Source organism: Zobellia uliginosa (genome assembly GCF_018860745.1).
GTDB classification, from domain to species: domain Bacteria; phylum Bacteroidota; class Bacteroidia; order Flavobacteriales; family Flavobacteriaceae; genus Zobellia; species Zobellia uliginosa_B.
The window spans coordinates 54,492-68,474 of sequence record NZ_JAHKPY010000014.1 but is presented as its reverse complement, the minus strand read 5'-3'; the positions used below and the strand labels follow the sequence as shown (position 1 = coordinate 68,474).

12 protein-coding genes are annotated in these 13,983 nt (G+C 37.5%); 6 read left to right on the top strand and 6 right to left on the bottom strand.

The features are described from left to right. Window positions 1–27 precede the first annotated feature (27 nt). Complete coding sequence (locus KO521_RS15250) at window positions 28–2,352, bottom strand: TonB-dependent receptor (protein ID WP_215940776.1); 2,325 nt, start codon at window positions 2,350–2,352, stop codon at window positions 28–30. 78 nt (window positions 2,353–2,430) lie between these two features. Between KO521_RS15250 and KO521_RS15245 the strand changes: the two genes are divergently transcribed. From KO521_RS15245 to KO521_RS15235, 3 genes are all read left to right on the top strand, one after another. Further along, on the top strand, window positions 2,431–3,087 hold the full coding sequence (locus tag KO521_RS15245) for a metal-dependent transcriptional regulator (protein ID WP_215940775.1): 657 nt from the start codon (window positions 2,431–2,433) through the stop codon (window positions 3,085–3,087). A gap of 1 nt (window position 3,088) precedes the next feature. Beyond that, entirely contained in the window at window positions 3,089–3,910 is an 822-nt protein-coding gene (locus KO521_RS15240; RefSeq protein ID WP_215940774.1) for a ZIP family metal transporter, read from the top strand. Between the two features lie 197 nt (window positions 3,911–4,107). Next, a complete protein-coding gene (locus KO521_RS15235; RefSeq protein ID WP_215940773.1) occupies window positions 4,108–5,337 on the top strand; it encodes a sensor histidine kinase in 1,230 nt (409 codons plus the stop codon). Between the two features lie 11 nt (window positions 5,338–5,348). Here the strand turns inward: KO521_RS15235 and KO521_RS15230 are convergent, their stop codons facing one another. After that, a complete protein-coding gene (locus KO521_RS15230) occupies window positions 5,349–7,982 on the bottom strand; it encodes an MGH1-like glycoside hydrolase domain-containing protein (RefSeq protein ID WP_215940772.1) in 2,634 nt (877 codons plus the stop codon). 225 nt (window positions 7,983–8,207) lie between these two features. On the opposite strand from KO521_RS15230, the gene KO521_RS15225 reads away from it, so the two are divergent. The 3 genes from KO521_RS15225 to KO521_RS15215 all read left to right on the top strand — a co-directional run bounded on the left by KO521_RS15225 (window position 8,208) and on the right by KO521_RS15215 (window position 9,623). Next, window positions 8,208–8,639, top strand: coding sequence for a hypothetical protein (locus tag KO521_RS15225; protein WP_215940771.1), 432 nt, complete (start codon window positions 8,208–8,210; stop codon window positions 8,637–8,639). Window positions 8,640–8,771: 132 nt separating this feature from the next. Continuing rightward, complete coding sequence (locus KO521_RS15220; protein WP_215940770.1) at window positions 8,772–9,140, top strand: nuclear transport factor 2 family protein; 369 nt, start codon at window positions 8,772–8,774, stop codon at window positions 9,138–9,140. Between the two features lie 96 nt (window positions 9,141–9,236). After that, a complete protein-coding gene (locus KO521_RS15215; protein WP_215940769.1) occupies window positions 9,237–9,623 on the top strand; it encodes a DUF423 domain-containing protein in 387 nt (128 codons plus the stop codon). Here KO521_RS15215 and KO521_RS15210 read toward each other — a convergent pair. The 4 genes from KO521_RS15210 to KO521_RS15195 form a co-directional block, all read right to left on the bottom strand. Next, on the bottom strand, window positions 9,620–11,209 hold the full coding sequence (locus KO521_RS15210; protein WP_354668214.1) for a carboxypeptidase-like regulatory domain-containing protein: 1,590 nt from the start codon (window positions 11,207–11,209) through the stop codon (window positions 9,620–9,622). The two genes, KO521_RS15215 and KO521_RS15210, sit on opposite strands and share 4 nt — an antisense overlap. Before the next feature lie 88 nt (window positions 11,210–11,297). Further along, the gene (locus KO521_RS15205; protein ID WP_215940768.1) at window positions 11,298–11,447 is read right to left on the bottom strand and encodes a hypothetical protein; all 150 of its coding nucleotides are present in this window, start codon (window positions 11,445–11,447) and stop codon (window positions 11,298–11,300) included. 1 nt (window position 11,448) lies between these two features. Next, entirely contained in the window at window positions 11,449–13,686 is a 2,238-nt protein-coding gene (gene feoB / locus KO521_RS15200) for a ferrous iron transport protein B (RefSeq protein ID WP_215940767.1), read from the bottom strand. Further along, window positions 13,683–13,928 (bottom strand): FeoA family protein, encoded by a 246-nt coding sequence (locus KO521_RS15195; RefSeq protein WP_215940766.1) that lies wholly within the window; start codon window positions 13,926–13,928, stop codon window positions 13,683–13,685. Before KO521_RS15195 ends, feoB begins: the two co-directional genes overlap by 4 nt. Window positions 13,929–13,983: the final 55 nt, after the last annotated feature.

Genomic DNA, 13,983 nt, shown 5'->3' with positions numbered 1-13,983 from the left:
GCGATTCTATTCAAGCCTATTGAGATTTTAATTAATACGATACCTCAAACCAAAAAATCCTCGAATACCTTGATTTGGTCCATAGACGTACGACGGATCAAAAGTTAAAGCATCCGGGTTATTAGGTGTAGCTACAGCGGAAATACCAGAAGCAGAATCGGGCACATTTTGTGCACCTATATAGGTATTGCCACTCCCGTCTTCAAAAGTTACATTTTTGTCAAAAGGGTCATTTGCCCGTGCAATGATAAAGGGATTACCGCGGTTTGGGGTCCAGTCTAACAGATTTTTTACTCCTCCATAGAACTCAAAATTTTCTAGCCCCTTCCAAGTAAATTGTACGTTCTGTATGCTCCAAGCTGGCGAATAGTCACTTCGCGGGTCGGTATCTCCAAGTGTTGGTAAACGCATGGGGCCGTAAATGTTTCCGGAATAGTCTACGGACAAATTAAGTCTTTTAAACTGGTAGGAGGCAGTCCAAGTACCAGTATAGCTTTCGGTAAGAATTTGTCTTGTGGTAACACCACCTTCTGTTTGACTTACATCTTGAACCGTAGCTCCAATTAAAAATTTAAATCCGCTAGGGAATGAAACGTCAATATTGGCACTGGCTCCTTTAGATACCGATTTTCCGTTTAGGTTATCATAGATAATCTGGTTAGGGTTAGTGTCGTAATCCGGTAGAATAGCATTGCTGAAATGTGTGTAAAAAACTGATGCATCCAAGCTTACGAACGTGCCATTATCTGCATAAATCTTTTTTAGATAGTTGATATTCATGTTGAAAGACCTTTCTGGGTCCAGCGCTTCAGTAACAATTACATCTCTAGCGCCGGTTAATGCGGCATGGTCTTCCGTAAATAAATTAACAACCCTAAAACCAGTACCTGCATTGAAACGTAAGATATCATTATCCGTAATTTTATATCTATACGCCATTCTTGGGGTATAAATACTCCCATGTCTTTTATCATAATCATAACGCATACCTAATAAAAGAGAGTGCTGTTCGATAAATGAAATTTCATCTTGTACGAATAGACTGGGTATAACCACTTCATCTGCAGTTACGGTTGCCGTAGTATTGTCATCATAATAATTGTAGCGTAAGGCCGTACCGACTAATATATCATGATTTTCTAATTTCTTGTCCCAAGTAAATTGCCCAAAACCTATGCGCTGATCGGCTAAATACGGTACATCGCCGTAAACCGAGTTTTGGTTGTGGTCATTATATGAGAAAGAGAAAAGAACCTTTTCTTCTATGGGTAGTTGGTATTTGCCCAAAACTTCCCATCTACGTGTATATATACTTTCGCCATAAATTTCATCACCACCTCTAAACTCTGGTGTCCATTGCATTTCTCCACCCCAGCGGTCTTCGTAGAAAAAACGTCCTGCAAGAGAGAATATACGGTTTTCTTTACGTTGAAAGTTCCATTTTTGAAAAACGGAAATACGGTCTTGTAAAGTAAGATCAGTAAAATTATCACCGTTGTTATCAATTGGGTTTGAATAATTAAAATAGTTGATACCTAATAACATATCAGTTTTTTTCCCAATGCTGGCTTTTGCCCCTACATCAAGATTTGCTTCTCCCCAACCGCTTACAAAGGCGTCAGCAAAGAAATCCGGTGCATCTAGAGTGTTCTTGGTAATAATGTTTATGAGTCCGCCAACGGCTTCACTTCCGTAAAGACTAGAAGCAGGTCCTTTTACAATTTCTATTTGTTCAATTAAAGAATTAGGTATTCCGGAAAGACCGTAAACCGTACCCAAACCACTCACAATAGGCATGCCGTCAATTAGTACTAGTGTGTAAGGGCCTTCAAGTCCGTTAATATGAATATCGCCTGTATTACACACATTACAATTAATCTGAGGACGAACACCATTTACGTTTTGTAGCGCTTCAAAAATACTTGCTGTGGGATTTTTTTTAAGAAAAGTAGGACTATAAACTTCTACAGGCACTGGACTCCCAGAACGGCTTACCGCTTTTAAGGTTCCACTCACCACCATTTCCTCTAGTTGCTCAGAAGCTTGACTTAGCTTAATATCGAGCGACTTATCTTCATTGTTTTCAAATGTGATCTTAGTAGAGAAATTTTGATAGCCTATGGCGGAAACCTTCAATATATAGGTCCCCGACGGAATCTTTTCTAGGGAATATGAACCATCTTCATTTGCTGATGTTCCATATGTTGTTCCTTTTAAATAGAGATTGGCAAAAGGAACCGGACCTTCTGTATCCGTTATTTTTCCACTTACACTGTTGTTTTGGGCGCTTGTAACACCAACAACTAGAATGAATATAAGGAAAAATAAGCGGTAATGTAAGTTATTTTTCATTGACAAAAATCAAATTTTAGACAAATCTAAATATTTGTTTTTAGATATAAAAATGTATTTTTGTGTGATTGAAATTTTATGACACTTTCAGAAGAAGATTATATAAAAGCTATTTATCACCTAGGAAAGGGTGAGAATAGTATTGTTTCTACCAATGAGGTTGCAGAGCAGATGAGTACCAAGCCATCCTCAGTGACGGATATGGTAAAGAAACTTTCGGATAAAGGCGTAGCGAATTATAAAAAATATAAAGGAGTATGTCTTACAGAGTATGGACTAAAGGTGGCTTTAACGCTTGTTAGAAAACATAGGCTTTGGGAAGTTTTTTTGGTAGAGAAGTTAAACTTTGCTTGGGACGAGGTGCACGAGGTAGCCGAGCAATTGGAACACATTAAGAGTGAGAAATTGACCGATAGTTTGGATAAACTTTTAGGCTTTCCGCAAGTAGATCCTCATGGCGACCCTATTCCTTCTAAAAATGGGGAATTTAAAAAAGCCGTCAAGAAACTTTTGAACGAGATACCTGTTGGTACTAGTGGCACATGTGTTGGGGTTAGGGATTCATCTGCACCGTTCCTAAAATTTTTGGATAAAAATAAAATTGCTTTAGGGGACACCATTTTAGTATTGGAAAAGGAAGAATTTGATGGTTCACTGTATATTCAGGTAAAAGGAGAGGATATTCGTATCTCAGACCAAATTGCAGCAAATCTATATCTTAAAATAACAGAATAATATGGAACAGGTAATAGATTATTTTGAGTCAATAGACCCAGTTTTAGCGGCTTTCTATGCTACGTTATTTACTTGGGGTCTTACTGCTGCAGGTGCAGCCTTGGTCTTTTTCTTTAAAGGAATGAACAGAGCGTTGTTAGATGGAATGCTTGGATTTACGGGAGGTGTTATGGTGGCGGCCAGTTTTTGGAGCCTATTGGCGCCAGGTATTGAAATGAGCCCGGGGGAGGGTTTCGTAAAGGTTATACCGGCGGCCGTTGGTTTTCTTTTGGGGTCGCTCTTTATTTTTGGATTGGACAAAATTTTACCGCATTTACATATTAATTTTAAAGAGAGCGAAAAGGAAGGAATTAAGACGCCCTGGCACCGGACAACTCTCTTAACATTGGCAATAACACTACATAACATTCCTGAAGGTTTGGCCGTAGGTGTACTTTTTGGCGGCGTTGCTGCGGGGTTTGATGGTGCCAGTATTGGTGGAGCGGTAGCCTTGGCTTTAGGTATTGGTTTGCAAAATTTTCCGGAAGGTTTTGCCGTGGCTATGCCGTTAAGAAGACAAGGTCTTAGTAGAACGAAAAGTTTTATGTACGGGCAAGCATCTGCATTGGTAGAGCCAATTGCTGCGGTATTGGGAGCATGGGCGGTTATGACTTTTCAGCCTATTTTGCCTTATGCCTTGTCGTTTGCTGCAGGAGCCATGATTTTTGTTGTAGTAGAGGAAGTAATACCGGAAACACAACAGGATAAATATACGGATATTGCCACTATGGGTTTTATTGGAGGCTTTATTATAATGATGACGCTAGACGTTGGCTTAGGGTAGATTTAACCTAAATTGTGTGCATAGGTCTTGATAATTGGGTTTTTGCGTTTGTTGTTGTTCGGTTAATTGTGTTAAATGTAGGAATACTTTTACTTAATTTATTTAACTTTATGACATACAAGATAATTAATAGAACTTCGTTTGATATTAAGACTGACTTTTTATTCAAAACGGTCAGTTTGTGAAAATCCAAGCTTATGATAGCCCCCGAAAATCATGAAAATGAAGCAGAACGTCTAGAGCTGTTGCAATCCTATTCTATTCTGGATACAGAATTAGAAGATGATTATGATAATTTGGTTCTATTGGCATCTGAGATATGCGGAACTCCAATATCTGTTATAACACTTCTAGATAAAGATCGCCAATGGTTCAAGGCTAGACAGGGGTTAGATGTTAGTGAAACAGAAAGAAAGTACTCCTTTTGTGGGCATACGATTCATGAACCTAGTAATGTATTTGTCATTGAAGATGCTACAAAAGATGAGCGCTTTCATGATAACCCCATTGTAGTGGGTGATCCCAATGTTATTTTCTATGCGGGTGTTACTTTAAATGGTGCCAGTGGTTTACCTTTGGGAACACTTTGTGTAATTGATCATAAGCCGAAACAACTTACGGAAAGTCAGTTAAATGCTTTAAAAATTCTTTCCGATCAGGTTATGAATCTTTTGGAACTTCGGAAAAATAAAATGCAACTGGAGAAGGCTAATGAAGAACTGGAATTGGCTAATAAAGAACTTGATAATTTTGCGGCGGTGGCAGCTCACGATTTAAAATCTCCGCTCAATAATATCATTACTCTTTCTAATTGTTTAAATGATTTCTATGCCCCCAAAATGGATGATGAGGGTAAACAAATAATAGAGTTTATAAAATCTTCTTCGGAAACTTTGAAAAAGCTTATTACCGGATTGCTTAATTACAGTAAATCAGGTCAATATAAAATAGAAGATAAAACTATTATACGTTTAACTGATTTACAGAAGTCAATTTCGGAACTTTTTGGAGGCCATAAGGAATGCTCTATAACTGTAAAAAGTGATTTAGATTCTATTTATGCCAATAAGGTAGCAGTAGAGCAAATTTTAATAAACCTAATTGCGAACGCAGTTAAGTACAATGACAAACCTAATATTGAAATAGAGTTAGAGATTAAAGAAAGCGATAGCTTTTACGAATTTGCCGTGAAGGATAATGGACCGGGAATTCATAAAGAGGACCAAGAGAAAATCTTTAAAATCTTCGAAATCATTTCTGAGCAAGACAGGTATGGCGAAAAAGGAACAGGTATTGGATTAGCAACCGTAAAAAAAGTAGTTGAAGGTCTCGGTGGAATTATCACCGTGGTTTCTCAGATAGGTGAAGGCTCAACGTTTACCTTCACCATAAAGAGTCCTATTATTCTAGAATCACCTGTTGCTTAAAGCTTGTTTGCTTATCTATTGATTTCTTCAATAAGATTCGCAACCAAGGCGGTCCACCCGGTTTGGTGAGAGGCGCCTACACCTCTACCATTGTTACCATCAAAATACTCATAGAACAAGATTAAATCTTTAAAATACTCATCAGTATATTTATCTTTGTCCAATTCATTTACCGGTCGGTTTCCATTTTCGTCTTTTCTAAAAATACCAATTAGTCTCTTGCTGATTTCAAAACCTATCTCCTTTAAATTTAACTGATTGTCGCTTCCTGAAGGATAGGAAAATTTTAGATTGTCTCCAAAATAGTTGTGGTATTCCTTAAATGAACTAATGAAAAGATAGTTCATTGGCATCCAGATAGGTCCACGCCAGTTTGAATTTCCTCCAAACAAATCTGTTGACGATTCTGCGGATTCATAATCTATGCCGTATATAGAACCATTGATTTCGATTTGATATTTGGTCTCGTGTGCTTTAGATAAAGAACGTATACCATAATCTCCTAAAAACTCGGATTCATCTAAAATGCTATGAATTAAAATATCCAAGCGTTTTTTAGGAACTAGTGACAGTAGTACATCCTTGTCTGGGTGATATTCTTCTACGACTTGATATTTTTCAGTTTCAACACGGTATTTTCGGTACCAGTCCATACTTGCTTTAAACCTAGGAAGTTTATTTAAGCACTCTTTACGAATATTTAGAACAGCTGCCAATGATAAAAGACCAGATATAGATCGGACTTTGATCGGTATTTTTTTACCGTCGGGCAAGATGAGTGTATCATAGAAGAAGCCTTCCTTCTCATCCCACGAATTCATTGAACCTTCAGTAATTTTATTTAAAGCTTCGGCAATGAAAACAAAATGGCCAAAGTATTTCAGGGCCATATCCTCAAAGGTATCGTCATGCATTGCTATTTCAAGGGCAATTTCAAGCATATTCAAACAGTAAAGTGCCATCCAAGAGGTGCCATCTACTTGTTCCAAAACACCACCACCGGGAATACCGTTACTACGGTCAAAAACCCCAATATTATCGAGCCCAAGGAACCCTCCTTCAAATACATTATTATTTAGGCTATCCTCTCTATTTACCCACCAAGTAAAGTTTAATGCCAGTTTATTGAACATTCGCTTTAAAAAGCTAAGGTCACCCTTACCGGTTTTGCGCTGTTCCATCTGATAGATTTGAATAGCGGCCCATGCTTGCACAGGAGGATTTACATCACTAAAATTCCACTCGTAAGCCGGTATTTGACCGTTTGGAGCCATGTACCATTCTTTGGTAAAGAGTAAAAGTTGCTTCTTGGCAAATTCATGGTCCACCATAGAGAAAGTAACACAGTGAAAAGCAGAATCCCAAGCAGCGAACCAAGGGTATTCCCAAGCATCTGGCATGGATAGAATATCATGATTCCTAAAAGTTTTCCAAGTACTATTACGACCATGTTTTCGCTCATGTGGCGGATGAGTTCCAGGATCGCCCTGCAACCATTGTTCTACCTCGTAATTATAGTATTGCTTTGTCCATAGTAAACCTGCAAAAGCTTGCTTCTGAATTTCCCGTTCTTCGTCAGATGAGTTTTCTGTTATAGATTCAAGAAAAGATTGTGATTCTTTAATTCTTTCCTTAAAAACAGCTTCAAAAGTGTCGTCAATAGGGGTAGCAACATCTTGGGGGGAAAGCCGTAATTTAATGGTTTGGGTTTCACCGGGCGCCAAGTTCAATTCATACATTGGTGCGCACTTGGTTCCCTCTATATTTTTTTCGGCTAATGAAAAATCATTGCCAATTACCGCATCATGAAAGAGATCTTTTTTAAACGGATGTTCGTTGGTACCGTTAAACACGCGTTCCGTATTGGTTTCGTTCTCTGTAAAAAGAACTCTAGAAGGTGAATCAAAGTAGAGATTGTATTTGCCAACGTAACTGTGGTCTACAGATACATGCGGCGCTTTTTTTGTACCTTTTTTTTTGATCACGGGCTTTTTCTCCATCCCCGTAAAACTCCAGAAATTCCGAATCCAAAGGGTGGGTAAAACAACGGCCTTAGCTTCTTTTGGGCCACGGTTACTAACGGATATCTTTATTAAAATATCTTCTCCTGCAGCTTTCGCATATTCCGTATGGACATCAAAATATTCATTGTTATCAAAAACACCGGTATCCAACAGCTCAAACTCTGTGTCATGTTTCCCTCTATTGCGGTTTTCCGATACTAATTGATTATAAGGAAACTCATTTTGAGGATATTTGTAAAGATGCTTCATGTAGGAGTGTGAAGGTGTGTTCTCTAAATAGTAATAGAGTTCTTTAACATCCTCACCATGATTTCCTTGCGGTCCGGTAAGCCCAAACAAACGCTCCTTTAAAATAGGGTCCTTGCCGTTCCATAATGCCACTGAAAAACAGATGTTACAATAGCGGTCTGAAATACCTGCAATACCATCTTCTCCCCAACGATAGGTTCTACTTCTGGCGTGGTCATGAGGCAAGTAATTCCAAGCATCTCCATTGGCACTATAATCTTCGCGTACCGTACCCCACTGCCTTTCACTTAGGTATGGTCCCCACTTTAGCCAATCTTTTTTCTTATTGTAATGGTCTTCTAACCTTTTGTCTTCTTGGGTCTTTTGGGTCATAAATTTGAATATGATTGGGGTTAAAGGTTCAATTCTTTCTAGGTTGGACCTTCTCTTAAACTCTAAACTAAATTAGGTATATAATGAGGTCTTAGCAAGTTATATCTGATGTAGCTTATAAAATTTTAACCACCATCGGAAATTTTCGCCACTTTTGTACGTTCATAGAGTAATTGAATGGTGTAGAGCACCCAACGGTATTCAAAATGAGAAATTACTATTGATATGCAGAAAAAAGGTCATGTATTGTGGAATATTTTGGGCGTAATTACTATAATCATTTGCCTTTTTGCCTTTGTTCTGCATTATAAAAACTGGACTAAAACCGATGCTTCGGGTCTAAAAGTATTATCCGGATTTTACTTGCAAGAAGTTCCTTTTTCCGAATTGGATAGTGTGGATTTTGTGGAAAAGATACCACCTATGGTAAGACTTAATGGATTTTCTGCCTTTAATAAGGAAAAAGGTGTTTTTAGGGACTTTAAAGATTCACTTACCGACAAAAAAGTGTATGTCTATGTGGATAATTATGAGAATCAGAAGATAAAAATTGTACATCATGATTCTTTGAAACTTTTCATTAACCTCAAAGATTCGACAGATACTCAGCAGATATACGATCTGCTTTCCAGTAAGTTAACTGTTGAGCCTAACTAAAAGCCTGAGTACTATTCTAAACCAAAGGTTAGTTTCCTTTTTCACATTAATTTCGTTTTAAATTATCTACAGTCCTTTGTTATTCAGGATAATGTGTTGTATTTTGTTTACTTAATCATTAAACAAACAATCATGGAAACAGATGAAATTGCTTCTAAGTTAGTAGCGTGGTGTAATGAGGGAGATTATGAAAAGCCCTATCAACAATTGTATAGCGATAAAATCGTAAGCATCGAAAACGATGGCAAAGCAGAAGGTGCTTATGTAGAAGGTTTTGAAGGTATCAAGAAAAAAGGGGAATGGTGGCAAGAAAATTTTGAAGTTCATAGTAGTAAAGCTTCGGACCCTGTTGTGGCGGATAATTGGTTCTCCGTAAAATTTACTATGGACACTACTCATAAACCATCTGGGCAGAGGTCTACATCATCTGAAATTGCTGTGTACGAAGTGCAAGACGGGAAAATTGTAAAAGAGCAGTTCTTCTATAACGATCAAGGATAGAATTTCATAAAACCGCATATTGAAATAGCCAACCGACTTTCGGTTGGCTATTTGTTTTAGAAACGGCAACACCTATCTTTGGAACAAAATTAATTCATGGTTCTAGTGGCTCAGATTTTTGGTGCGTTATATGGTCTTTTGGCAGTAGTGTTTGGTGCTTTTGGAGCGCATGCCTTAAAAAAAATACTTTCTGAAGAACAGCTTAAAAGTTTTGAAACCGGTGTTAAATATCAGATGTACCATGCCATCTTATTGTTAGTCATTGGCTTTAATTTTAATATGGATGTGCCTTTTCAGCAGTATATGGTCTATTGCTTTGTAATTGGAACGTTATTATTTTCTTTCAGCATATATGCTTTGGTCATTAGTTCTGCAAAAGGAAAAAAACTACGCTTTTTAGGCCCTATTACGCCCGTTGGCGGATTACTGTTGGTGTGTGGTTGGGCATTGTTGCTGTTCAGCTTTGTCCGGAACCTAATTTAATTTTCTGATTGTACTTCTGACGTAAATTCCTTTATAGCCTGATTAGGTTCTATAATATCATGACCTTTCCAAAAGTTGGGGTCGTAATCTGGCATATAAGTGGGTAGAACGCCTGTTTTTTCCTTAAATGCTTCAAATTGTCCGGAGTTGATCGGTTTCTCATCAAAAACAATTAGTTCATATTGATTGATGTTACCGAAAGCAGCATCTACTTTTAGTGCTAATTCATTTTGTTTGCGTCTACCTTTTACATTTTTGTTCTTTTCGATAATAGTTAATGGCCTTTTAAATCCGGCGCGTATACCTTTGATGATACTATAGTAACGTAAATGGTATTTTTGGTCCGGGCCTTTATCGAACAAAATACTTCCTTTTGCTAAGTATTCGTTTATAGATACGCCAAGGAGCTTAAAATCACGAAGGGATTCCGTATTCTCAAAATCCATACGTATAAGAGCGAAATCATCCGAGTTTATATAGAGCATTCCTCCATATTCAGGAGAACCATCAGGTACGAACTTTATAACATATACAGCTTGGTCTCCTAAATACGTATGGTTTTCAAGTGTTAGTTCATAACGATTTGGTCTATATATGACGTTGTAATCCGTATCATCAAAAATGGGTAGGTTTTCAAAAAGGTTGCCTAAAGTCTTTCGTTTGTATTCAAGAAAAAATTCACGTCTTTCATCTTTCTTTTTCTTCTCTTCCTCAAGCTGTTTGTTTAGGGCGGCAATATCGGTAGAGTCTATTTCCTCTTTAAAAACATCACCCATATCTTCTGCGTCTACCTTAGTGCCAAAAAGGCCAGACTTTACCTTAAAATAGGAGTCGGTCTTAATATTTTCCTTTACTATTTTATTAAATTTCTCTTCTAATAATTCTACATCAAGCTCTTTACTTTTGTCATAGAGTTCGGAGGCCTTTATAAGGTCTAGTTTTTGCTCGTCACCATCATCTGAACCATAGAGGTCGCCTAACATCTCTGTATAATAGATGTTGTTTTTTGGGACAGTTTGAATTACGCTATCCAAGAAATTTTTATTGAAAGCGTCAATGGTAGATTTCTTTATCTGGTAGTCGGTTTTTATAATTTTACTCTGGTACGTTTCTCTTAGAAATAGTCGTTTTTTAGAAAATCGGGTAATGTAGTTTTTTTCTATGTTATCCTCTACCAGTTCAATAATTTCCTCTGGCGTATAATTCTTATTTGATACGATAACCTCTTGAAGCTCTATGGCTTTTGGCCGTAGGTAAATTAGACTATCTGTAAATTCTGAAATAGGTCTGCCAATAGATTCGTAGCCAATACAAGAAATGAAAAGAGAATCAGTGGCTTCTACCGCATCTTTTAGTAGAAATTTAAACCTACCTTCCTCATTGGTAATCATTCCCCTATTATTCAACTGTACCGTGGCGTAGGGTATGGGTTTTTTTGAAACGGAATCTACAATAACTGAAGTTAAACTCTGGGCATGCTGAAATGATGTAAAAAAAAGAAATAAGTAGAAGAGGTAAGGAAAGAATTTTGGCATGTTCATGGCTAATGGCTGTTCAAAAAAAGCAATTGCATTTGGAGTAAGCACGGCTTTTTTGATTTCTTTAATACCAATTTATCCTTTTATTAACGAATTTACTCACATACAGTTCAGGTGTCTACTGTGTCATTATATTTTAATGACAGCCGCAACTATCTTGTCCGCAAGCTTTGGTGTTTCCTTTTTTATGGGTAAACAATGCTTTAGGGAGAAGAAATTTCTTTACCAAATAGCCTACTGCAATGGCTAAAACAATATAAACCAATATGGGTTGAAGTATGCTCATTTTATTTTAAAATTTGATAGGCGACTAAAGCAACAATATAAGCAAAAGAACTCATAAATACCAATTGGGCCGCAGGCCATTTCCAAGTATTCGTTTCTCGTTTTACTACAGCTAAGGTACTCATACATTGCATGGCAAACGCATAGAATAATAACAGCGAAATACCGGATGCCAAATTAAACAAAGGTTTTTTGGTCTTTGGGTTTATTTCTGCGGCCATACGGTTCTGTATGGTCTGTTCCTCATCGTTACCCACACTATAAATTGTAGCTAAAGTGCCCACAAATACTTCGCGGGCAGCAAATGATGTAAGTACAGCAATACCTATCTTCCAATCATAGCCCAATGGGTGGACAACAGGTTCTATGGCTTTCCCCATATAGCCCATATAGGAATTCTCCAGCTTAAAGCTAGAAATTTCTTGGTGTAGGGCTTTTTCTTCAAGAAAAGATCGTTTTTGGGCTAGGGAATCAGATAGGGCGGAAGCGTCCATCTGGTATACATTATTGCTGATACTGTCTTTAAGAGCTAGTTCATATGCAGATAATTCGCTTACAATACTGATTGAGTTAAAATCTGAAAACCCTTCCTTTTCTATACGCTTCGCTACGATTTCATCGGCATTTTTAAAATCATCGGCATAACCATTAGAACCTAAAAACCATAGTACGACTGAGATTGCTAATATTATTTTGCCGGCGCCAAGAACAAAACTTTTTGTTTTTTCCCAAACTGTGTACGCAACATTTTTAGGAAGTGGTAATTTGTAGTTTGGCATCTCAACCACAAAGAACGACCTACCTTTTATTTTTAATACTTTATTTAGTATTAAGGCAGAAAAGATGGCGGCTCCAAAACCCAGTAAATACAATAGCATTAAGGTTAAAGCCTTATAACCTAACCCTAGAAAATTACCTTCCGGTATCACCAGGGCAATGATGATAATGTAAATAGGTAGTCTTGCCGAACAGGTAGTAAATGGTGTAACAAGAATAGTAATTAGTCTTTCTTTCCAGTTTTCTATAGTTCGGGTGGCCATAACAGCGGGTATGGCACAGGCGGTTCCTGACATTAAAGGCACTACGCTTTTTCCACTTAACCCAAATGGGCGCATAAGACGGTCCATTAAGAAGACTACCCGGCTCATGTATCCGGTTTCTTCTAAAAGAGAGATAAACAGAAACAGGAAAGCAATCTGTGGAATGAACATGGCAATACCACCAATACCCGTTAAAATACCTTCTGCAATGAGGTTCGTGAATACGCCTGGTGGCATGGTTTCCTTAACCCAAGAACTTGCTGATGCAAAAAATGTTTCTATTAAATCCTGCGGATATCCACTCCACTCATAAATTCCTTGAAATATGGTAAGTAGAATTACTACAAAAATTATATACCCAAAGACTTTATGAGTGAGAATTTTGTCTAATGATGCTCTAAACCCTTTAGCGATTGCCAAATCTACTTTGTAGGTTTCCTTTAAAATACCATTTATGAATTGATACCTAAGGATAGTTTCTTTCTGTTGGAGTCGCTTTAGCTCTGATTTTGACTTGGTGGCAAAAGAAGAAGCGTCCTTAAACAGTTTTTTCTCAATAGGCATAAAATTAACATCTTGCGTAATTACAAGCCATAATTTATATAGGTCCTCATTAGGAAAAGCATCCTTTAATTTATTGAAATATTCCTGGGCAATTACCGTAATATTTACATTCTGAATTGTAGAAAGGTTTTTATAATCGGCAATGAGCTCTTTTAATTTATCTATGCCAACTCCTTTTCTAGTACTGACCAAGGCAATCTTGGTATTCAGTTTTTCCTCCAAAAGGGGAATATCTACCGAAATGCCTTTGCGAGACATACGGTCTGCCATGTTTATAACTAGAATAGCAGGAATCTTAAGGTCTTTTATTTGTGTGAATAGAAGAAGATTTCGCTTTAGGTTTTCTACATCGGAAACAACAATAGCCACATCTGGGTGGTTCTTGTCATTTTTGTTCAACAGCAATTCTACGGCAACGCTTTCATCCAAAGAGGTAGTGTTTAAGCTGTAGGTGCCAGGTAAATCTAGAATATGTGCTTTAATACCCCTGGGTAATTTACAAATACCTTCTTTTTTTTCAACTGTAATACCCGGGTAATTACCTACTTTCTGATTTAGACCGGTCAGTTGATTGAAAACGGAAGTTTTACCGGTATTTGGGTTCCCTATAAGTGCAACATTTATTTGTTTACTCATAGAACCGTGGTGTCTTCTAAAATTTCCAACTCAATGAGCTTTGCGGTCTCTCTTCTAATGGCAATATGGGAACCGTTTACATTCACGTAAATGGGGTCTTTGAAAGGTGCAACTTGTACCAACTCTATTTCATTTCCCGGAAGACATCCTAATTCCAGCAGTTTTATAGGCAGCGAGTCATCTGCGAATTCTTTGATGATTCCCTTTTGCCCTTTTTTTAGCTGTGCGACCGTTACCGTCAATGTTTATTTAGATTGATTATAAGTAAGGCAAAAGTAGCACAAATTATCCTAAAAT